Raw genomic sequence first — 23,349 nt, forward strand, 5'->3', positions numbered from 1 at the left:
GTATGATGAATTTAATCACAAAAATTTACCAGGCATCGCTTAAAACCGGAATAATATGCTTCCTTTCTTCAGTAGCTTTAGCTCAGCAGACTCCAAAACTACCTGCTCAGGTTCTGGACCTTAGCAATTGGAAAATTAATGTACCCGAAGGAATTAAAACGCCAGGCCTTTCCGACGAATACAAACAACCATACCTCAATACATACAGTGATAAAAAGTGGTTTTATGTCAATAAAACCGGTGATGCTGTAGTTTTCAGTGCTATAACCGGAGGCACTACAACCAAAGGATCAGGCTATCCACGCTCTGAACTCAGAGAAATGACAAACAATGGAAAAACGAATGCTTCCTGGTCATCTTCAGAAGGTACGCATACCCTCTTCATAGATCAAAGCATCATTCATTTACCATCTATTAAACCACATATTGTAATCGGACAGATTCATGATGCCGATGATGATGTTATTGTTTTCAGACTGGAAAAGAATAAGTTATTTATAAAAATAGATGATGAAACCGGTCCTGTGTTAGACAACAATTATCAACTGGGAGCCCGATTTAATGTAATGTTTAAAGTAAAAAACAACCAAACTGAATGTTACTACAATGGTAAACTAAAGTTTACTTATCCTAAAGCCTTCACAGGTGCCTACTTTAAAGCAGGAGCTTATGTACAATCTTCTTGTCAAGGACGAAGGAAAGTTGAAGGAGAATCATGCGATGCCTACGGAGCGGTTGAAATTTATAATGTTTGGGTAAAACATGAGCCTTAAGAGCTCATGTTTTACATTTTATCATTTCTTTAAAAAAGCAGCTCCGGTACTAGCTTTACCACTCACTTTTGCTTTGATTAAATAAGCTGCACCGGTTTCGTAGTCATTAATACTAAACTTATAAACATTATCCTTAGGTGTTGCACCAGCAAAGCCTTCATGAATATCCTCTCCTATTTTCTTTCCATTTTTATAAACTTCTATTGATTGGATATTTAAGCCTTCATCTCCTTTTATATGCCAGAATGAAAGTTGATATGCTCCATTAGCATTCACTTTTCCACTGGCATCAATTTCCAAAAGAGCACTATTTTTTAATGTTTCCGGCTTCCACTCAATAACGATTTTACCATACTTTTTAAACATATCATAGTTTTCCGGGAAGTATAATGGCAAAGAATATTGCTGTCTGTTCACTACAGTAATTGCATAAAAATCACTCAGATCTTTAACCTTAACCGAACCAGTGTATACGGGCGAGTAGACATTGGCCCTTGTTCCATCAGTAGTATATCTAATTTCGGCACCTTTTACCGGGTTTTCTAATTTTAAGGTATAACCATCGGCACCTTTATCATTAGCAATAAGTTTAGGTAATGGTACTCGATATCCATATCCAGCATGATCATAACGTCCGTAATGACTACTCATACGTTTTTCAAAATCTTTAAAATTCTGTTGACTTACCGGCGTCCAGCAAACTTCAGCCAATGCTGCCATTCTTGGAAAAGTAAGATAATCAAAATACTTTTCAGAACGGTTTTCATTTATTCGAGGTAATTCCTGTAAAACTGTACCATGAATAAATTGATCAGACCATAATGCACCTTGTGCACCCAGTATCAAAGGTTTATATTTTTCATCCAGGCCAGGTAACATTGGGTTTAACTGGTATGCCTTTTCAAGTGAAATTGCAGGAAGCCAGGTTGCCGCTTTTATTTCACCGTCAATACTACTTTCTGGTGCATCAAAATAACTATTTGCGGTTAATGCCATTACTGATGAATGGCCAGCTTGTGCTGCTTTAAGTGCTTTTTTCTGATCATGCCATATCATGCCCACTACTTTACCTTCTAATCCATCCTCAATCATCTCATCCCAACCAACGATGGTTTTACCATACTTTGCTACCATTTTCTGTACACGATTGGTAAAGTAATTACGTAACTCCTTTTCCGTCTTAATGTTTAAATCAGCTTTGCGCTTCTGGCAATGCGGACAAGCTTTCCAACGATCATATTTAGCTTCATCGCCACCTATATGAACATATTTTGAAGGAAACAATGCAAAAGTTTCAGCAAAAACATCAGCCAAAAAATCAAAGGTCGATTCCTTACCAGCACAATATAACTCTCTGCTAATTGAATGCTGTGTTTGCACGGTATACTGATCTCCCGTACAGCACAAATAAGGATATGCGGCAACGGCCGATAAAGTATGAGCAGGTAATTCAATTTCCGGAATCACTTCAACATTTCTTGCTGCAGCATAAGCCACAATTTCCTTAATATCATCCTGAGTATAATATCCACCCTGACGCTGAGCTCCTACACCACTCCATGCTCCTACAGATGTTAATTTAGGATATTTCTTTATTTCCAAACGCCATCCGGAATCATCGATCAGATGAAAATGCAATACATTTAATTTGTACATCGCCATCATATCGACAAAACGCAATACATATTCTTTGCTAAAGAAGTACCTTGCTACATCCAGCATCATTCCTCTCCAGGCAGTATATAATGGTGCGTCTTCAATTTCAACACCTTTAACTTTCCAGGATACCCCCTTTTGACGTTGCTTATTGTAAATTTCTGACGGCAATAATTGAAGAACGGTTTGAATACCATAAAAAACTCCTGCCGGGCTCCCTCCATTTATAGCAATCTTATCATTGTTAACAGATAAGCGATAACCTTCCTTGTTTGCTGCGAATGTCTTATCTAGACGAAGTACGATCCCCTTTGGCACAGGACTTTTCAATTCCGCAATTACAAAATCAAAACCAGTTGCAGGAGAAAGCGCAAGCGATAGCAATTCAGCCTGTTGCTTTAAACCTTTCTCATAATATATCGGAGTTGATTTATTAATCGTAAACGAGCTTTTTGTTTCTTTCACCTGCTTAGGAAGCGGTATAACATCCACTTGGGCGAAAATTGGAGATGCGTTAAGAAACGCCAGAAAAACCAATAGATACTTATTCAATTTCATACGTTTTATATTTGGTTTAAAAGATTCAAATGGTTAGTTCTGAAGCAATTCAAATTGAATGCTCAAGAACAATAATACTGAAATATTTAACTAAAAATAATACGATTAAATGAGTAGTTACAACACAAACGTTTGTTTTAATCATTACAAACGTTTGCGTAATTTTAAGCGCTATAATCAAGAATTTTTTCGATCAGTTCAATTTCTGTAAAGGGTTTAATGATATAGTCATTTAAACCAGCAGACAGATACATTTCATGATCTTCCTCATTTACTTGTCCGGTAATGGCAATCATAGGAATATTCGCATTTTTATTATTAGTATTTGATCTGATACGTTTTGCAAATTCAATTCCGTCCATTCCAGGCATCTGAATATCCGTTAGTACCAAATTATACTTATTTTTCTCCATCAGCAAAAGTGCTTCTTCGGCACTTGTACAAGAATCAAATCGAATACCATGCTTTTTAAAGTGCATTTTCATCACCAGCAAATTCATTTCTGAATCATCCACAGTCAAAATATGAATATCCTTAAAACGATCGCTATTGATAATTCTTTCCTTGTGGTCTTCCAGGTTCTCTTCCCCAACACTTACAATTTTATAAGGTAGTTCTACAGTAAAAGAAGATCCTTTACCTAAAACACTTTCTACTGAGATTTTCCCCATATGTAAGTCGACCAGTTTCTTGCAAATCGTCAGGCCCAATCCTGATCCTATCTGCCAGTCCTGCCTTTTAGAATCAATCACCTGAGAAAACTCATTAAAAACAAGCGGAATATTAGCTGGCGCAATACCAATTCCTGTATCTTTTACCTTAACAGTTAGCTGAACATTTTTCGCATCATTCTTTTTTAGTTCAACAATGATACTCACCTTTCCTTTATCCGTAAACTTTATAGCATTTGCCGTCAGATTTGTAATAATCTGTTTCAAACGATAAGGATCACCATCCAGTAATAAATCAGGTATATTTTCCTGTACCAGCTCTAGTTCCAGCTTCTTTTGCTCTGCCAGTACCCTGGTTGTGTCAGCTACCTCTTTCAAGATTCGTTTATAGCGAAAAGGTGTTTTGGCTAATGTCAGTTTTCTGGCTTCCAATCTCGAAAAATCAAGTACTTCATTTACTGCAGATAAAAGCATAGACGACGAAGTATCCAGCAATTTCGACATAGGGAGCTGATCTTCATTTAGTGGAGTTGACCTTAACTGCTCAGAAACACCAAGAATGGCATTTAATGGAGTACGCATTTCATGACTGATATTAGTAAAAAAACGCAATTTACTCGTCACCTGTTCAGCTGCCATTTTATTGGCTTTGATTGTAGTACTATACGCACGGAACAATTTGTATAAGAGTATGATAATAATCAGATAAGAGAACAAACTAATTACAAAATTCAATTTACCAGACCAATCTATATTGTCCAATGAAAGTTTCGCTTTATTTTTAAGTTCTGCCTTTCTTGCTGCTACATTTAAAGCAACACTGCTTTTATACTCTTTAAAAAGTAGTTTTATATTCTCGAATATCCGCTCATTTAAAGATAGAATCTCCTGCTCTTTCTCAGTTAACCGGGCATGATTCTTCTTCTGATTATCCAATAGATTCTTGTAATATTCACCAATCTTCTCCAACTGCCTCTTATTATATGCCTGAACTCCATTATCTAAACGCTCATAAGTAGTTTCAGTCTTTCTCAGTCTGGAAGTATCAACAGGATCCTTTTCATTTAAAATAGCACTTTTAATTCGCTGGAAGAACTTTTTCTTTTTAACCTCCGGTTCAGTTTTAATTTCTTCAACCTGAACAACTTTCTTTAAAGTGGCTTTGGGAATGGTCTTTTCAGGCAATATGCTGTTACTAATCTTATTTACATCAAGTTGCAAATTGATATTGGTAATAGAATCTGCAAGTTGCTTTATTCCTGCGTAGAGCGACATCTGCTTACGTTTACTCGCCAGATCGCCAACTATACTACCAGAGATTTCTTTATTACCATTAACAGATAAACCGGCCATTAAAGTTGTAATGGTTTTTATCTCTTCAGTATATTTTGTAAAATATTCCGGATTCCACAGAGAAGTATACATTCTGAAATTATTCTCTGCTACTTGTAAACTTAAAGTGATTGAATCCAGTGTAGAAATCTGACGATTATTTAATTCCAGCTCGCCAAATGTGCCAATTAATGAATTCTGTTCGGTCCGTTGAATAATAGCGTTGCGAAACAACAATGTTATAAATACAATTATAATTCCAAAAATAATCAGAAAAGAACGTTGTTTTTTTTTCATCCAATTTGTACTTATAACCTGAGCGTTTTTATAAAATAAAACTAATTATAAAATAAAACTAATTGCAGTTGCCAATAAGCATGCCAAACAAATATAAAAAAGAATATTTTAACAGTAATTTAACAAAAAATAATTAATAACGACAAATCCGGATAGATATCATCGTTTAGGAACAAATACCTTTCATCTTAACGCATTTCACTATCTACCTAATTAACATACAATTACTGTTTCCAGTACATAGAGCAACTATTTAACAATAAATAGAAAATCAGTATAAATTTATTTGTTTTAAAACATCAAAAACAATTATATTGCATTGTTGTTTTTATATTCAACATAATATAACCTCCTACACTTAAATTTTAAATTAACATTGCAATGCCAGAAGGAACAGTAAAATTTTTTAATGAGTCAAAAGGATTTGGATTTATCATACCAGAAAATGGTGAACCGGAAATATTTGTACACGTTACAGGCCTTATCGATAAGGTAAGAGAAAACGACCGCGTTACTTACGAGGTTGAAAACGGAAAAAAAGGATTAAATGCAACTAAGGTAAAACTTAGCTAAAACAAAGAATCCTTATGTAAAAGCATCCAATAATTGGATGCTTTTTTTTTGATCTGTTTTTTAATTAAACAATACTTATATTTATAAATAGGTAATCGCAACTACATGAAATATTTCATAATAGCCTTTCTGTCATTAATTACCTTATACTCCTGCTTAAAAAAGAATAAAGATGGGATATCCTCCGATCTGGAAGTGCCAGCAATTCCTGGAAAACCATCTGACACTCATTTTTCAGAATTTCTCGGCATAAATGCTTTTGAATGGGATTTTGTAGAGCAGAGTTCCCCTGAAACAATTAGCGAATCAAGGTTCGAAACCATTAAATCATTTTCCACCATACGTCATTATCTGGATTGGGAAAAAATAGAACCTAAAGAGGGGAAGTTTACTTTTAGTCCTGCACATTCAGGTGGCTGGGATTACGACTTGATATATCAACGTATTAAAGATGCTGGGATGGAAGTAATTATTGACATCAAGACTTGTCCAGCCTGGCTACTTAACACATACCCTGACGATGAAAGGGATGTAGAAAATGTTCCAGCCCCTTATGGATTAAACAGATCTGACCCCGCTTCTTATATTAAGCAAGCAAAAGCAGGATTTCAGCTAGCGGCCAGATATGGCACGAATAAAAATATTGATCCATCTTTGATAGAAGTAGACAAGGTCCCACGTTGGACAGCAGATAGACCAAATGCTATTAAAATTGGCCTTGGAACAGTTAAATATATTGAATGCGACAATGAGCGCGACAAATGGTGGAAAGGTAAAAAAGCACAGCAATCTCCAGAAGAATATGCAGCCAATATGTCAGCATTTTACGATGGAAACAAAGGCAAGCTTGGAAAGAATGTAGGTGTTAAAACTGCTGATTCAAATATGATGGTCGTATTAGGTGGTTTAGCCAGCCCAGATCCTGATTTTGTAATCAAAATGATTGAATGGTGCAGAAAAAACAGAGGTACCAAACCTGATGGCTCAGTTGATCTGTGCTTTGATGTCATCAATTATCATTATTATGCTAATGATGCGAATACAAATAATGGCAAAGCAACTGTTGGTATCGCTCCAGAACTTTCTTTGAATGCTAAAATCGCGAAAGAGTTTATAAAAATGTCTGATAAATATGCCAATAACATGCCGGTATGGATTACAGAAACAGGTTATGATATTGGTCCAAAGACACCACAGCGAGCAATTCAAATAGGCAATAAAAACTCACAGGTTACACAGGCAGACTGGAATTTACGTGCTGCATTTTTGTATGCAAGAACTGGATTAAAGAAATGCGTGTTCTATATGCTCGATGATGTAGACCTTAACAGTGCAACACAATATAACTCATCTGGTTTTGTAAATCCAGACCGTAGTAAAAGACCTGTCAGCGATTATTTCTTACAAACGAAGAAACTTATTGGCAATTACCATTATACTTCAACACTAAACAGAGATCCTATCGTAGATCTGTATAAGTTAAATAAAAAAGAGGTTTATGTGCTTACTATACCTGACCAAAAAGGAAGAACTGCCAAATATGAACTTAATCTCGGTAATGCTAAACAAGCAATTATTCATACGCTCCAGATTGGGAAAAACGAAATGCTGAGCACAACTGTAAATACGACGAATGGGAAGCTTCAGATTGAAGTAACTGAGACTCCGATATTTGTTGAAAAACTATAAAAAGCAGTCTGAAAAGACTACTTTTTATAGTTTGGTTTCTTTAATCGTGTAGTTTGGCAAGTGCTACTTAACATATATCACACTCCTTACAGGTCTCATGTATGTACCTCCGGCAGGAAAGTTGACACGCCCATTATCACCCTGATTACTGACAAACATTGTTGATGAACCACCCCCATCTAAGTTCATAGCATTAACCGCTCCTAAAGCCTGTAAGATTTTTGCCAACTGTAAAGTAGTCACACCCGTAACACCTCCACCTGTATCTACAACAACCATAAAAATACGTTTACCATCTATCGTTACGCCCAACCCCGTCCTTGAGGTTTGCGAAGAATTATGTGACGCCGACATATCCAGAGCTTCTATAATACCGGAAGTGATCAGCATAGGCCCGCAAACAATGATATTCTGTGCTTCCGTAGCAGGGATAGCTGCTGCCACTAAATTCAGATTCTTGCCACTCTCCGTAAATTTTCTGACTGTAGCTACATTGTTATTTATAAGTAGAGCAGAATTTGTAAAGATCTGGCTTACGTTCGTGTGACCATTCTGAACTGTAGCTGAGTTGATTCTGATATAAGGATCTTTGTCGCTAGACCCACCAAACGGAAAATACCCAGCGTTCACACCAGCTACAGCATTGTAGTTATTACACATTGTTACCGTATTAACATCTGTTGTAGTAAAGCCTATTCCTAATGTGTTAGATGCATTAAGAGTAACGTCCAGAATATATACTCTTCGCTGGGTCTCACCAAACAAGCTGAACTGACCGGTTTTGTAAATTAACCCTTGTTTTACCGTATGCGTTGTCCAGTTATATGTGGCAATCTTGTTTTGGTCAACATCGACAACAATACTTTTGGCATTCGACGTTAGTCCTGATTTGGTAACCGTAACCTCTGCAGTAGCTACACTACCTAAATCAGGGGTGGTCACTGTTAAAGAAGTCTTCGTTGCCGCGGTAACTGTTCCCTCTATAGCACCAAACTTAACAATATTACCTTGTATATCCGGGCTGAAGTTATTACCATTAATTACAACTGCAGAACTATAAAAACATGTAGTAGTCATAGTTGTGATCAACGGGAATGTAGTATCGTTGTAAGTAAACTTTTTTATATTCGACCCTCTGCCACTAACCGATACACTCACATCTACCGCAACATTATTGAAGCCTGCAGGAGCTTTAACTTTGAGTTCAGTACCTGATCTTTTAGTTATTTCAGCAGCCTTAGAACCAAAATTAACGTCTACCTTACTGTTATTATCACCAAAGTTTTCTCCAAGAATGACGACTTCTGTTCCTTCAGTTCCAGCATCCGGAGACAAGGATACGATAGAAGGTGGTGAAACGGTTTGCGGAGCCTCAACGGCTTTGTCTTTACAAGAAACCGTTAAAAAAGAAATGGCCATGAAGGCCAATAGCATACGGAAATAATACATTTTTACTCCCGTAACATAATTAATTTGTTTTAGCATATGTTTGATTGATGATTAGCGCTATTTATTTTCTCTGGATCGAGATCAACAAGATAGTCATTCTAAGTAAGATTTCAACTTCTGTTATAGCAGCCCTTCACTACAGTATCACGTGCAATCTTCTGACCTCTGTAGTTTTAGTCAACATACAGTTCTTTCATATAAATTGCTGGCCTGTTTTGAGCAGTGAAAGGAAGAAAATAATAGACCAGGATTCCTGCTACTGCATCTTGGTCCTCAGCTAAGAGACAATAGAAGTCTGGCGGATTTTTTTTAAAAATTTTTTATTTGTTTTCTTTAGATAATTTTAGTTTCATTAAGATATCAAGCTGCCTATCATCACCAAGCATAAATATGTGTTGATCAAATGGTATAAATCCATTCTTTTTATAAAAAGCAATGGCTCTAAAATTCTTTTCCCATACCCCTAACCAAACGTAATTTACGGACATTTCTTCAGCAACCTGAATAGCCTTGAAGTAAAGCCGTTGCCCCACATTCTTGCCTAGAAAGTTCTGCAATACATAAATTCGCTCTATTTCAAGTGCATTGTCATTTTGATTTTCTTTTTGAGCCTCCCCTCTATTCAGTTTCATATAACCTATCACTTCATTATCCAATATTGCAAAATAGAACTGCGATAACTCATTATTCAATTCTTCATTCAGCTGTTCAATAGAGAAGCTTTCATTAAGATATTTGTTCATATTCTCTTCAGTATTGATATCTGAAAATGCTTGAGAGAAAGTTTCCTTTCCAATATATTGCAACTGAAGAACGTCTTTAGGCGTAACAAGGACTATTTCAATATTTTCCATGTTGCAAATCTACACAGTCAACAAATGCAATAAAATGCTATTTTTTCATTTATTAATGCATAAATTACATTAATGGACTTGCAACAAATCAAATACTTTTTAGCCACCATTTTTAAATATGAAGTTTAAACTGTTTGCTTAAGTTCGTAAAATTCGTAAATTAATTTATGGAACTTTCCAAAGCAATAGTTTTGTTGAAAATGATATCAGGTGAAATAGACGAGTTCTTCAGGATAACCAATTCTATTGGCAACGCCCGTTCAACAGACATCTATGATTTTGCCCGTCGCAAAGAACCGTTTCGGAAAGAGTTTCCTACCGGAACACATTTCAGCCGTTTCCTTAGAAAGATGCATCAGGAAGGCGTCCTTCGTCAAGTTATCCAGAATCATAATGTGGATATTTCTAATCACGCTTACTACCAATGGTGGTTTTATCGAAAGGAGCTGAAAGCCCCAACGGAAGTGAATTCAGAATCAGTAATAACTGTACCCAAATACTATAAGTCTGACCGTAATATAGCCACAAACGATGGAGGCGCAGTAAGATCACATCAGGAGCAATATATATATAACCGTTTACTGGAAGAGGTCGGCCTAAAATTTTATTATGAGAGGTCGTTTGGAATAAAAGGCTATAACAAAATTCCCGACTTCACCATAGTGTCACCTCAAAATAAAGTTGTTTATCATTGGGAACATTTCGGCATGATGGATAATTCAGATTATGAATTTTATGCAGAAAAGAAGATACGGTGGTACCTAGACAATGGCTATCATTTTATAGAAAATGGAGGCAGACTTATTGTAAGCTATTATAGAAATGAGACCGCATTTTACAGTGATGTTGAGCGAATCATTAAACTGATTAAAGCAATTTGATCAGTAATTCATTGTTACCATTCAACTTTCCGCTTGATCCAATTAAATCAATTTTCAGCATCAGAAATGAACCCTACAGAAACAAAAAAATTATGGTACATTAAATTCTAGCTTCCAAACTATTCCAAGGTACAATTTTCAGCCCATTACTTCTATTTTTGAATTTGCTCACCACCATAAATGACAGCACCTCCTTCATTACCAGATATCTTTTGCCAGAACTTAAAATTCTTAAAGAATTCGGGAATAATAGTTTTACCTGATTTAATTTCGACCGGATATAATGTCCCTGCAGTATCGATTACTACATCCATTTCATTACCAGCATTGCCTCGCCAAAAATATAGGTTCATTGGTTCATTACTATTATATCGGGTTTTAATCATATCAGTAATTACATGGACTGCCTGGGTCCTACAATGGCTATAGCTTTAAATTAGCTTGCCAGGAGTTTAACTTCTTCTGCTGCAATACGAGTAATCATACATAAATATAAACAACATTAATTAATTTTCTTACAAATCCGGAATCCAATTCCGGAATAACAGGAATCAAATTCCATAATTGTAAGAAAATTACCCCTGAAACAAAAAAAGCAGTCTTTTCAGACTGCTTTTTTTGTTTCAGGGGTGGAATATGGGGCTCGAACCCACGACCCTCGGTACCACAAACCGATGCTCTAACCAACTGAGCTAAAACCACCATGTGTTTTTCAATGTCACAAAAGTACGATTAAAAATATCTTAATCAAATATTTTAATTCATTATTGCACACATTTTTTTTAACCAATTATATTTCAGCTATTTGTTTTTTCAAAAAAATAATAATCACTACCTACAAATTGATATTAAAGCTTAAAAACCTAGATTTGCTTAACATTATGATAGAAATTTATACAGACGGAGCAGCTAGCGGTAACCCAGGTCCAGGGGGATATGGAGTAATTTTAAGATCAGGCGCGCATTATAAAGAGCTAAGTGCAGGTTTCCGTTTGACAACAAATAACAGAATGGAACTTCTTGCTGTTATTGTAGGCTTAAATGCTTTAAAAACACCCGGACAAGATGTAACCGTGTTCTCCGATTCTAAATATGTAATTGATTCTGTAGAAAAAAAGTGGGTATTCGGATGGGTAAAAACAGGCTTTAAGGGAAAAAAGAATAAAGACCTCTGGATGCAATTCCTAAATATATATAAAATCCATAATGTAAAGTTTGTATGGATTAAAGGCCATAACAATCATCCCGAAAACGAGCGCTGTGATGTACTCGCAGTAGCCGCTTCAAAAAACAAAGCCGCATTAGGTATCGATAAAGAATTCGAGATGGAAAAAGCACTCAATAATTAAAATATAATTCACATGAAAGGCAGCCTGGGCTGCCTTTCATGTGAATTATATAAAACCGTAATATTTTAATCGATTCATTAGCTCTTATAACTACGCTACCCCATTTAAAGATTTCACTTTAAGAGGCGAATTGTTTTTCTCCGCAGAAAACTCTGCCATCAGCTCTTCAGCAACTTTAACCATTTTAGGTGAACCAATAAAAATAGAAGTACGTTGATGTAACTCTGTAGGTTCAATATCCATTATACGGTTAAAACCATCAGAAGCAACTCCCCCAGCCTGCTCAATAATAAAAGCCATAGGATTACATTCATACAACAACCTTAATTTTCCATTCGGAGAGCTTGAAGTTGTAGGATAAATATAAATCCCACCTTTAATCAGGTTACGATGTATATCACCTACCATCGATCCAATATACCTTGAAGTATAAGGCCTGTTGGTAGCTGCATCCTCAACCTGCGCATATTTAATATATTTCTTCACTCCTTCCGGAAAATGAACATAGTTACCCTCGTTAATAGAATAGATATTACCATCCTCTGGTACTTTCATATTTGGGTGCGACAAACAAAACTCACCAATAGAAGGATCTAAGGTAAAACCATTCACACCTTTACCAGTAGTATAAACTATCATAGTTGATGAACCATAAATTACATACCCCGCTGCAACTTGTTCAGTACCCTTTTGTAATACATCAGCAATGGTTGCCATACCCTCAGTAGATTTTCTTCTGAAAATAGAAAAGATCGTACCCACAGCTACGTTTACATCAATATTTGAAGATCCATCTAATGGATCAATACAAACGATATATTTCGCATTTTTTGACACAGGTGAATCTATAGGAACAAAGTCATCCTCTTCCTCCGTAGCCACAATACAACATTCACCACCACTGGTTAATGCACTGATAAATTGTGTATTGGCAAATACATCCAGCTTCTGCTGCCCCTCACCTTGTATATTCACCGTTCCTGCCGAACCTAAAATATCAACCAGACCAGCCTTATTGACCTCCCGATTCACTATTTTTGCTGCTATTCCAATATCTCTGAGCAGTCTTGAAAGTTCTCCTTTTGCATAAGAGAAATCTGCCTGTTTCTCAATTATGAATTGACCTAGTGTTTTTATTCCGGACATATACTTAGTGTATTTTATACATTATCTATTCCCTATTTCTATGGCCGCTAAGGTATGTATTTTTTCATCTGAAATACAAAATCTGATTAAAGTTTTTATGCGATGCCAGCCGGAATTACCACATGCACCGGGATTTATATGCAAACAACCCGTTTTTTTATCATGCATTACTTTTAAAATATGTGAATGACCACAAACAAACAACATGGGTGGCTTAGTGTAAATCTCCGGCTTCACCTGTGGAGCGTACTTACCAGGATAACCACCGATATGAGTCATCCAGACATCAACATCTTCACAATTGAAACGCAGGTGCTCAGGATACTTCAATCTAATCTCTTTATCATCAATATTTCCGTATACTCCTTTTAAAGGTTTAAAAGCCTCAAGTCGCTCGGCCACATCCGGACCAAAATCTCCCGCATGCCATATTTCATCACATTTATCAAAATGTTTAAAAACAGCATCATCTAAAAAACCATGCGTATCCGACATTAATCCTATCGTCTTCATTCGTATATATTAAAAAGCTAAAAAAAAATCCTTTAATAGTAATTTATAAGCATCAGTATAAACCCCTCTTGCAGCGTAAATGTTTAAATTCTGATGTTTGATAACTGAAGTTGAGTACTCCAAACAAACGATCTGCCGGAACTCCGGCTTGCTTTCATCTGAATGTAAATGAATAATTTCTGCAGGAAATAAATCATGTTCAGCCGCAATGCTGATCGTAACATCAGCCTGCTTCACTGGTAATATAAACCAAAAGCGGCCATCTTTACTCAGCAACTGATTTACACTTCGTAACATATCTTCAAAAAAAACAGCTTCAGCATGGCGCGCAACCCCCTTTCTATACTCAGGATTTTTAAGGTCATTCACAAAATATGGTGGATTAGAAACGACAAGATCATAACTTTTATCTGAAGTGTAATCTTCAATCGCAGTATGCATCACTTTTACACGTTCTGAAAAGCTGGAATATCCAGCATTCTTTCCAGCAGCTAGCGCAGCAGATTCATCTATTTCTACAGCATCTACCATCGCTTCAGGAAAACGCTGTGCCATCATCAATGCAATCACTCCTGTACCAGTACCAATATCCAATATATTTAATGCATTGTTTTTTGTGGCAATTGCGCCAAGCAATACACCATCTGTATTGATACGCATTGCACAACCAGTCTGGTCAACCTCAAATTCTTTAAACTTAAAAGCGTTCTTCATGGCAAATCAACCATATTTTTAATCATTCATATGTTAAGACAAATGTAAAAGTTTATATTTGGATAAATTCTTATTGTTTTTCAGGGTAAAAACAAAGCCTGCCACATCAATTAAACAATTAACCATAAGTTAACTCAAATCTAACAACACCTCTATCACAGTCTAATATCTACGGGGAAATAACAGGGATATAACAGGGGTTCAACAGGGACTTAACAGGGACAAATGCCTGTAAACTTCCTGTTATACCCTAGTGATATCTATTTTATTTCTAAGAAAAGTGTAACCGCTGTCTTTTCTGTTTATTATGCCTATATAAAGCATATTCCAGACACATTCAATTTCCGGACGATTTTATTACATACTATAATAGCGCTTTTGAAATTTTAACGCTAAATTTGCATCTTCAAAAAAAAAGCATGATTTATTTCTTCTCAAGCCCATCCGATACAGTTTTCGCTTTACAAATTAAACGTGAGCTGACTCAGACAGATATTAATAAACTAGAATGGTTGTTTGGCGGTGCAAAACTCAAACAAGAAACTACTTTAACTGATTTTTTTGTAGGCCCTCGCGCAGCGATGGTTACACCATGGAGTACAAATGCGGTAGAAATTACCCAAAACATGGATATTCAGGATATTATCCGGATTGAGGAATTCCAAAAGGTAGAAGAAAGCTACACAGACTTTGATCCTATGCTTTCTCAAAAATACAATCTGCTTGATCAAGATATCTATACCATAAATATTAAACCAGAGCCAATTCTTGAGATCAATGATATTGCTGCCTTCAACACACAAGAAGGTCTTTCATTAAGCGATGAAGAGGTAGAATACTTAAACAATCTGGCAAAAAGATTAGGCAGACCACTTACTGATTCTGAAGTATTTGGTTTTTCTCAAGTAAACTCTGAGCATTGCCGTCATAAAATCTTCAACGGAAAATTTGTAATCGATGGTATTGAACAACCTACTTCATTGTTTAAGCTTATCCGCAAAACTTCTGAAGAAAACCCTAACGATATCGTTTCTGCATATAAAGACAACGTAGCTTTTGTTAAAGGGCCTAAAGTTCAGCAATTTGCACCTAAACGTGCAGATATTCCTGATTACTATACATTGAGCGATTTTGATTCAGTGATCTCTTTAAAAGCTGAAACACACAACTTCCCTACTACTGTTGAACCATTTAATGGTGCAGCAACGGGTTCTGGTGGCGAAATCAGAGATAGGCTGGCTGGAGGTCAGGGTTCATTACCTCTTGCTGGTACTGCTGTATATATGACTGCCCTTTCTCGACTGGAAGAAAACCGTCCCTGGGAAAAAGGTGTAGAAGAAAGAGCTTGGTTGTATCAAACACCAATGGATATTCTGATCAAAGCTTCAAACGGAGCTACTGATTTTGGAAATAAATTCGGACAACCTTTAATCACTGGATCGGTTCTTACTTTTGAACATGAAGAAGATTCACGCAAATTAGGTTTTGATAAAGTTATCATGCTTGCCGGTGGTATCGGATACGGAAAAGCTACACAAGCTAAAAAGCATAAACCTGCTAAGGGAGACAAAATTGTTGTCCTGGGTGGAGAAAACTACAGAATTGGTATGGGGGGTGCAGCTGTTTCTTCAGCTGACACTGGTGCCTTGGGTTCTGGAATTGAGTTGAATGCTATTCAACGTTCTAACCCTGAAATGCAAAAAAGAGCTGCCAATGCAGTTCGTGGAATGGTAGAAAGTGACAACAACACCATTATATCTATCCATGATCATGGAGCTGGCGGTCACCTAAACTGTTTATCAGAACTAGTTGAAGAGACTGGGGGTAAAATTGATCTTGATAAATTACCAGTTGGTGATCCTACCTTATCAGCTAAAGAAATTATTGGCAATGAATCTCAGGAACGTCTGGGATTGGTGATTAGCCAGGAAAACATTGATACATTACAAAAGATTGCAGATCGTGAGCGCTCTCCAATGTATACTGTAGGTACTGTAACTGGTGATCACCGTTTCACTTTTGAATCGGCGACTACAGGCAAAAAACCTATGGATCTGGAATTGAGTGATATGTTCGGCAGCTCTCCAAAGGTTGTAATGGAAGATAAAACACTTGACAGAAAATACGAGCCTGTAACTTATAATACTGCTTTATTAAATGAATACCTGGAACAGGTATTACAGTTAGAAGCCGTTGCCTCGAAAGATTGGTTAACTAATAAAGTTGACCGTTGTGTAGGTGGTCGTGTTGCTAAACAACAATGTGCTGGCCCATTACAGTTGCCATTAAACAACTGTGGTGTTATGGCATTAGACTTTCAGGGTAAAGAGGGTATCGCAACTTCTATCGGCCACGCTCCTGTTTCTGCACTGATTGATGCTGCTGCAGGTAGTCGTATTGCAATTGGAGAATCACTTTCCAACTTAGTATGGGCTCCGCTTAAAGATGGATTGAAAAGCGTATCGCTTTCTGCAAACTGGATGTGGGCTTGTAAAAATGAAGGTGAAGATGCAAGGTTATATGAGGCTGTAAAAGCTTGTTCTGATTTTGCTATTGAATTAGGAATCAATATCCCTACTGGTAAAGATTCACTTTCAATGAAGCAGAAATATAAAGATGGTGATGTAATTGCACCTGGAACTGTAATCATTTCTGCAGGTGGTAACTGCGACAATGTTACTCAGGTTGTAGAACCTGTATTGCAAAAAAATGGTGGTTCTATCTATTATATTAACCTATCAAATGATTCTTATAAATTAGGGGGTTCATCATTTGCACAGATCTTAAACAAAGTTGGCAATGACACTCCTGATGTTAAGGATGCATCACAGTTTAAAAATGCATTCAACACTATTCAGCAATTAATTAAAGAAGATAAAATACAAGCAGGTCACGATATAGGTAGTGGTGGTTTAATCACTACATTGTTAGAACTTTGCTTTGCAGATCGTGATCTGGGTGCAAACCTTGACTTATCGGCACTTGCTGAACAAGACAACATCAAACTTCTTTTTGCAGAGAATATCGGTATTGTATTCCAGGCTGACGCATCAGTTGAAAATACACTTTCAGCAAATGACATTACTTTCCACAAAATTGGTGAAGTAAGCAATACTGCAACCTTAACCATAAAAAATGGTGACACTGCATTAAATTTTGATATCGATCATTTACGTGATGTTTGGTTTAAGACTTCTTATCTGCTTGATAAAAAGCAAAGTGGAGCTGTTAAAGCGAAAGAACGTTATGACAACTATAAAAATCAAGTACTAAAATATACATTCCCTACTCAGTTTGATGGCAAAAAACCTGTTATCGACGAAACTAAACCCCGTCCTAAAGCAGCCATCATCCGCGAAAAAGGAAGTAACTCTGAACGCGAACTAGCTAACGCGATGTACCTTGCAGGTTTTGATGTAAAAGATGTGCACATGACCGACTTGATTTCTGGAAGGGAAACCTTAGAAGATATTCAGTTTATTGGTGCCGTTGGTGGTTTCTCAAACTCAGATGTTTTAGGTTCAGCAAAAGGCTGGGCTGGTGCATTTATGTACAATGAAAAAGCCAGAATCGCGTTAGAGAATTTCTTTAGTCGCCCTGATACACTTTCTGTTGGTATATGTAATGGCTGCCAGCTTTTCGTTGAGCTTGGTCTGATCAATAAAGATCATACCGAAAAACCAAAAATGCTACACAATGAAAGTCATAAACACGAAAGCATATTTACTTCGTTAACACTTGCAGAGAACAACTCTGTAATGCTTTCTACTTTAGCTGGTAGCACATTAGGTGTTTGGGTTTCACACGGTGAAGGTCGTTTCCAATTGCCTTACTCAGAAGATAAATACCGTATTGTTGCAAAATATGCTTACGAAAGCTACCCTGCTAGTCCTAACGGATCTGATTACAACACTGCCATGATGTGTGATGAGTCTGGTCGTCACCTGGTAATGATGCCACATATTGAGCGTTCATTATTCCAATGGCATTGGGCAAATTATCCTCAGGGGCGTAAAGACGAAGTATCTCCGTGGATGGAAGCTTTTGTAAACGCCCGTGAATGGATTGAACAACAAGTAAAGTAAACTGAACATTTTTCAGCTATTGATAAAAATAATTGAATTACAGATGAACAATCTGTAATTCAATTTGTTAACTTCGAGCATTAATAGCTAAAACAATGAAAAAATTCAGTATTGAAGCGGCTGGAACTGATGGAATCGGTCACTCTTTTATCATTAACCCTCTTAGCAAATTACAGTACCAGATATTTAATGATCAAAAACAACGCCTGGCTACAATTGAATTAGATGACCAGGATCCGGAGCATTGCAGACAAAGTCTGGATTGCAGAATTGACCTCCCTTTACTCAATGCTATCAGAGAACGTATCCTTTACCGCATTCATAGTTTCGTAAAATAACCTGGCACAGTTTTTCTTCTTTCACATACAACAATCTGCTATTTGAAACGTCTTAATAATATCATCAGATAATTCAACTAGTTTAAACACATACATCAAAAAAATGAAATCATTATTCAGCTTATTATTAGTTGCCTCTACATTTACACAAATCAATAGCGCCAATGCTATTTCTCCGATAAGTATCAATGTCATTAAATCAAATTTCGATGAGCGTGAGGTAAAAGACTTTAATGGAATAATCGCCGGTGGCCCTATCCAGGTTATTGTTAAGTTCGGCACGAAAGAAAGTTTAAGGTTTGAGGGTGACAAAGAGGCCATCTCTACTCTTGTTACTGAAGTAAAAGGCGATAAGCTCGTTATCCGTCCGAAAACAAGTTGGGTTAGCTGGGCCAGAAAATATGAGAATAAAAAAATTGTAGCTTATGTTACAGCTAAGCAATTAAGTAGCTTAACCATGAGTGGTGATGGTAGCATTACTGTATCTGGCACAATTACCGCCGCAGAATTTGCCACTACCCTAAGTGGATCAGGAACGATTAAAGCTAATGTAGAAGCAGACAAAATTACGGCTGTAGTTAGTGGCTCAGGTACTGCAAACATTACTGGAAAAGCAGATGTCGCTAGTGTGACACTTAGTGGTCCTGGCAGCTTCGGCAGTAAAACTCTTACAGTTGATCAGCTATCTGCAAGAATAAGTGGAAAAGGAAGCATCAGTGTTAAAACTGATGGTAAAATAAAGGCAGTAATCAGTGGTTCAGGGCATGTATATTATACTGGCAATCCAGAAATAGAAAAAACCGTTATAGGCTCTGGTGGTGTAATTGAAAGGTAGTGTAAATGTTTAGGTTTTTATTAACTTTAAAGCCAAACCAAATCTACCTATATGTTTTTTGAATCGGTTATATTCATTCTCGTTGTTGTTGTTCTGATAGTTCTCATACAATTAAAAAAGAACCTCACTGAGAAACTCGATTTTTTATACCTGAGAATTGAACAGCTGTCTAATTTGTTGGCCAGCAAAGACAGCTCAACTATATCAAAAGTTGAAACTGAGCTACCTGCCGAACAAGTTATACAGAAAGAAAGCTTCAAACCTTATACACCATATCAATCGCAAAACCCAGTTATTCCGGAACCTGTAAGTGTACCGGAATCGACACCTATCCCTGAACCGATAGTTGTCCCGCAACCTATAATTACGCCCCAACCCGAGCCAGAAGTTTCAATTGAGCAAAAAGACACTCCTATTGAAGAACATGCAACAATCTCTCCAATTGAACCTCCTCGATCAAAACACGAGTTTCTTCCCCCTCCTGTTGTTAAAAAAGCTTCTTTTAGTGAACGAAATCCTGATCTTGAAAAATTCATTGGCGAAAACCTATTTAACAAAATAGGTATTGTTATCCTGGTATTAGGAATGGGCTTCTTCCTTAAATATGCGATTGATAAAGATTGGATTAATGAAATCGGACGTGTAAGTATAGGATTCCTGTGTGGTGGATTGTTAATTGGACTTGCCCACCGGCTTCGTAAATCATTTTCGACTTTTAGTTCTGTACTCGTAGGTGGTGGTGTAGCCATTCTCTATTTTACAGTCACCATTGGTTTCCACGAATACCAGTTGTTCAGTCAAACACTAGCCTTTATATTAACTATCCTCATTACAGGTTTTACTGTACTGCTATCTCTTAGCTATAATCGTATGGAACTGGCTATATTTGCTATACTCGGTGGTTTTGGCGCCCCTTTCATGGTGAGCACTGGCGAGGGTAACTACATAGTTCTCTTTACTTATATTCTCACCTTAAATATCGGTATGCTGATACTGGCTTATTACAAAAAATGGCCAATCATTAATATCATTTGCTATGTATTCACCATTATCTTATTTGGCGGATGGCTAACTACTAAAATACTGGATGATGATGGTAAACCAGTTCCTTATCTTGGTGCACTTGTATTCGCTTCATTGTTTTACCTTGTATTCCTGTTGATGAATATCATCAACAACATTAAAGAAAAAACTGATTTCAATGCGCTTGAAATTGGAATTTTGTTAAGCAATACATTCTTATTTTATGCTGCTGGAATGTTGATATTAAATCATCTAGGTGATGGAAATTACCAGGGTTTATTTACAGCATTGTTAGGTTTGGTAAATCTGGTTTTTGCTTATACACTTTATAAAAACGACAAAATAGACAGGAATCTTATTTACCTGCTGATCGGACTTGTACTGACCTTTATCAGTCTTGCGGCTCCAGTACAATTAAAAGGTAATCATATCACTTTATTCTGGGCGGCTGAATGCATATTATTACTCTGGTTATCACAAAAATCGGGCATCACTCTAATCAGACAATCTTCTATCGTCGTCCTGGTTCTGCTAGGTATTAGCCTCGCCATGGATTGGCAACAGGTTTATGCAAGTGGATTATATGACACTAAGAATCGCCTAACCCCTTTAGCAAACAAGGGATTTATTACAGGATTAGTGGTCGTAGTGGCATTGATCTTATATTCGAAACTGCTGAAATCTGAAATCAGATCGATTCTTTTTAGAGAAGTAAAAACTGCCAGGACTATTCTGGCTACAGCTGCTGTAATTATTGGTTATCTCGTAGTTGTTTTTGAACTAAATTACCAAGCCTGGCATTATTTCCCAATGTTAAGAATTCTTGCACTGGGCTGCTTTACATACCTGTATGTTACCATTTTGCTGATTGCTTTACAAAATGTGGAAATTGAAGAGTTTAAATATGTTGTTGGGAGTATCGCAGCTGTATGCCTGTTATGCTATCCGTTGATTTTTAATCAGGAAACTATTTTATTGAGGAATAATTATCTTGAATTACACAATAGCAGTTTCGGCAATTACCTCTTCCATTATATCTTGGTTGCATTGATAGCCACCATGCTTTACACTCTTTACAGAAACGAGAAAAGCATTAAATCTACTACTGGCTTAACTGCCTTACAATGGTTCATCGCTTTTATTGTTCTTTATGTAGCTAGTGCAGAGCTGGACCATTTAATGGTAATCTCACAATACTCAAAAGAAAAGAATATCATTGCAATTCTAAACAGCAACCACAAAACTGGCTTCGCGATTTTGTGGGGATGCTTTGCTTTTCTATGTATATATATAGGTATGCGATGGAAATCTAAAAACATCCGGATAATCTCAATAAGTATATTGGCTATTACCTTACTAAAATTATTCCTTTTCGATTTAAGGGGTTTATCCGAAGGTGGGAAAATAGCAGCTTTCATTTCTCTTGGTGTATTGTTATTGGTTATTTCATTCATGTATCAGCGTTTGAAAAATCTTTTGCTTACAAGCGACAAAAAAGAATCTTCTGAAAATGAAATTTAAGTTCTTCTCCTTTCTTTTATTCTTTATTAACTTTTTTAATGCTGGTGCACAAGATTTCAGATGGCAGGCAGATCTGGAGAAAGTTAAAACCAATGGCTTTTACAAAATAGTGGTAACACCGCAGATAACTTCTAAAACCGAAAACACTAACTTGTCGGACATTAGAATTTTTGAAAAAGATAAGGAGATTGCTTACCTAATCCGTAAAACACCGGACAGTATATATATAAAAGATTCGACTGCATTAAAACTACAAAATTACACATTAGTTCCAGCTCCTTATATTATAGTAAAAGAAGACAAAGCAAATAAAAGAACTATTATCCAAATCAATTTTAAAGAAAACTATCAGATAGATAAATTAGTTTTAACTCTCCATGGCTTTAAATATTATAGAAGAACAGCCTGGATAACCGGGATAAATCCACTTAAACGTGATAAAAAAAGCCGCTATTCCGAAAACAGATTAGAAAACTTCATTATTTCTTCAGAAAAACAACCAATTATCGAACTTTATGGAGAAAACAGATATAAGCAATTATTTATAATCATAGATAATGAAGATAGCCAACCTCTATCTGTAAAAAATATAAAAGCATACCAGAAAAGCATTGAACTGATTACTTATCTTGAGAATAATAAACATTATATCATTAAAACAGGACAAGTAAATATATCTTTCCCAAGGTACGACCTTAGTTACTTTAATGACAGCATTAGTAACTCTATACCTTTTATTAATGTTCTGAATTTCAAAAACAACATCGAAGAATCCCCGAAAAAGGGTTCTATCCTGATAACAAAAACCTGGATGTGGCTTACAATTGCTGTTTTGATCATTTTTTTAGGCTATTTATCTTATTATATGATTAAAGATATGCAGCGCAAAAAGCAGAACCATTAACAAAACCAACAAAACCAGCCTACTATTTTACCATTTTTGCAAAAAACACCCTCAACACAACTCAAAAACCCACAAAACACATAATTAATCATTTTTTTATTAAAATATTTGTCAACATTTGTATTTTTACAAACAATTTAATAAAAACAACCAACAAAAAACTTATTTTTGACCATACTTTAAACAAA

18 protein-coding genes and 1 tRNA gene are annotated in these 23,349 nt (G+C 36.3%); 10 read left to right on the forward strand and 9 right to left on the reverse strand.

Annotation, left to right across the window (positions count from 1 at the left end; genetic code table 11):
• Positions 1-2: 2 nt before the first annotated feature.
• Complete coding sequence (locus ABDJ41_RS15045) at positions 3-773, forward strand: polysaccharide lyase family 7 protein (RefSeq protein ID WP_349786891.1); 771 nt, start codon at positions 3-5, stop codon at positions 771-773.
• A 21-nt stretch (positions 774-794) separates the two neighbouring features.
• Here the strand turns inward: ABDJ41_RS15045 and ABDJ41_RS15050 are convergent, their stop codons facing one another.
• Positions 795-2,987: a beta-N-acetylhexosaminidase gene (locus ABDJ41_RS15050; RefSeq protein ID WP_349786892.1), complete on the reverse strand. Its 2,193-nt coding sequence runs from the start codon at positions 2,985-2,987 to the stop codon at positions 795-797.
• Positions 2,988-3,151: 164 nt separating this feature from the next.
• Entirely contained in the window at positions 3,152-5,287 is a 2,136-nt protein-coding gene (locus ABDJ41_RS15055; protein WP_349786893.1) for an ATP-binding protein, read from the reverse strand.
• A gap of 381 nt (positions 5,288-5,668) precedes the next feature.
• Between ABDJ41_RS15055 and ABDJ41_RS15060 the strand changes: the two genes are divergently transcribed.
• Both ABDJ41_RS15060 and ABDJ41_RS15065 read left to right on the forward strand, forming a co-directional pair.
• A complete protein-coding gene (locus tag ABDJ41_RS15060; protein WP_349786894.1) occupies positions 5,669-5,860 on the forward strand; it encodes a cold-shock protein in 192 nt (63 codons plus the stop codon).
• A gap of 105 nt (positions 5,861-5,965) precedes the next feature.
• Positions 5,966-7,549, forward strand: coding sequence for a beta-galactosidase (locus ABDJ41_RS15065; RefSeq protein WP_349786895.1), 1,584 nt, complete (start codon positions 5,966-5,968; stop codon positions 7,547-7,549).
• A gap of 63 nt (positions 7,550-7,612) precedes the next feature.
• Here the strand turns inward: ABDJ41_RS15065 and ABDJ41_RS15070 are convergent, their stop codons facing one another.
• Together ABDJ41_RS15070 and ABDJ41_RS15075 are read right to left on the reverse strand one after the other, a co-directional pair.
• Positions 7,613-9,034, reverse strand: a complete 1,422-nt coding sequence (locus ABDJ41_RS15070; RefSeq protein ID WP_349786896.1) for a phosphodiester glycosidase family protein — start codon at positions 9,032-9,034, stop codon at positions 7,613-7,615.
• A 284-nt stretch (positions 9,035-9,318) separates the two neighbouring features.
• On the reverse strand, positions 9,319-9,852 hold the full coding sequence (locus ABDJ41_RS15075) for a GNAT family N-acetyltransferase (RefSeq protein ID WP_349786897.1): 534 nt from the start codon (positions 9,850-9,852) through the stop codon (positions 9,319-9,321).
• A 167-nt stretch (positions 9,853-10,019) separates the two neighbouring features.
• Here ABDJ41_RS15075 and ABDJ41_RS15080 point away from each other — a divergent pair, with 167 nt between their 5' ends.
• Positions 10,020-10,733: a hypothetical protein gene (locus ABDJ41_RS15080; protein WP_349786898.1), complete on the forward strand. Its 714-nt coding sequence runs from the start codon at positions 10,020-10,022 to the stop codon at positions 10,731-10,733.
• A gap of 152 nt (positions 10,734-10,885) precedes the next feature.
• Here ABDJ41_RS15080 and ABDJ41_RS15085 read toward each other — a convergent pair whose 3' ends face one another.
• Positions 10,886-11,119, reverse strand: coding sequence for a DUF4143 domain-containing protein (locus ABDJ41_RS15085; protein ID WP_349786899.1), 234 nt, complete (start codon positions 11,117-11,119; stop codon positions 10,886-10,888).
• Positions 11,120-11,360: 241 nt separating this feature from the next.
• Positions 11,361-11,436 (reverse strand) — tRNA-His (locus ABDJ41_RS15090).
• A gap of 178 nt (positions 11,437-11,614) precedes the next feature.
• Between ABDJ41_RS15090 and rnhA the strand changes: the two genes are divergently transcribed.
• A complete protein-coding gene (gene rnhA, locus ABDJ41_RS15095) occupies positions 11,615-12,082 on the forward strand; it encodes a ribonuclease HI (RefSeq protein ID WP_349786900.1) in 468 nt (155 codons plus the stop codon).
• A gap of 90 nt (positions 12,083-12,172) precedes the next feature.
• On the opposite strand, the gene fbp is transcribed toward rnhA, so the two are convergent.
• Genes fbp through ABDJ41_RS15110 form a run of 3 tightly spaced genes read right to left on the reverse strand, consistent with a single transcriptional unit; the run spans position 12,173 to position 14,455 of the window.
• Positions 12,173-13,228, reverse strand: a complete 1,056-nt coding sequence (gene fbp / locus ABDJ41_RS15100; protein WP_349786901.1) for a class 1 fructose-bisphosphatase — start codon at positions 13,226-13,228, stop codon at positions 12,173-12,175.
• Between the two features lie 21 nt (positions 13,229-13,249).
• On the reverse strand, positions 13,250-13,741 hold the full coding sequence (locus ABDJ41_RS15105; protein WP_349786902.1) for a metallophosphoesterase family protein: 492 nt from the start codon (positions 13,739-13,741) through the stop codon (positions 13,250-13,252).
• A gap of 9 nt (positions 13,742-13,750) precedes the next feature.
• Entirely contained in the window at positions 13,751-14,455 is a 705-nt protein-coding gene (locus ABDJ41_RS15110) for a tRNA1(Val) (adenine(37)-N6)-methyltransferase (protein WP_349786903.1), read from the reverse strand.
• A 383-nt stretch (positions 14,456-14,838) separates the two neighbouring features.
• On the opposite strand from ABDJ41_RS15110, the gene purL reads away from it, so the two are divergent.
• The 5 genes from purL to ABDJ41_RS15135 all read left to right on the forward strand — a co-directional run bounded on the left by purL (position 14,839) and on the right by ABDJ41_RS15135 (position 23,161).
• Positions 14,839-18,540 carry a phosphoribosylformylglycinamidine synthase gene (purL, locus tag ABDJ41_RS15115; protein ID WP_349787086.1) on the forward strand — a complete coding sequence of 1,234 codons (3,702 nt, stop codon included), beginning with the start codon at positions 14,839-14,841 and terminating at the stop codon, positions 18,538-18,540.
• 95 nt (positions 18,541-18,635) lie between these two features.
• Entirely contained in the window at positions 18,636-18,878 is a 243-nt protein-coding gene (locus ABDJ41_RS15120; RefSeq protein WP_349786904.1) for a hypothetical protein, read from the forward strand.
• A 103-nt stretch (positions 18,879-18,981) separates the two neighbouring features.
• Complete coding sequence (locus tag ABDJ41_RS15125) at positions 18,982-19,713, forward strand: head GIN domain-containing protein (RefSeq protein ID WP_349786905.1); 732 nt, start codon at positions 18,982-18,984, stop codon at positions 19,711-19,713.
• A gap of 51 nt (positions 19,714-19,764) precedes the next feature.
• Positions 19,765-22,257, forward strand: a complete 2,493-nt coding sequence (locus ABDJ41_RS15130) for a DUF2339 domain-containing protein (protein WP_349786906.1) — start codon at positions 19,765-19,767, stop codon at positions 22,255-22,257.
• Positions 22,247-23,161: a hypothetical protein gene (locus ABDJ41_RS15135; protein WP_349786907.1), complete on the forward strand. Its 915-nt coding sequence runs from the start codon at positions 22,247-22,249 to the stop codon at positions 23,159-23,161. Before ABDJ41_RS15130 ends, ABDJ41_RS15135 begins: the two co-directional genes overlap by 11 nt.
• Positions 23,162-23,349: the final 188 nt, after the last annotated feature.

The sequence above is a fragment of the Pedobacter sp. ASV1-7 genome (genome assembly GCF_040203335.1).
Classification (GTDB): Bacteria; Bacteroidota; Bacteroidia; order Sphingobacteriales; family Sphingobacteriaceae; genus Pedobacter.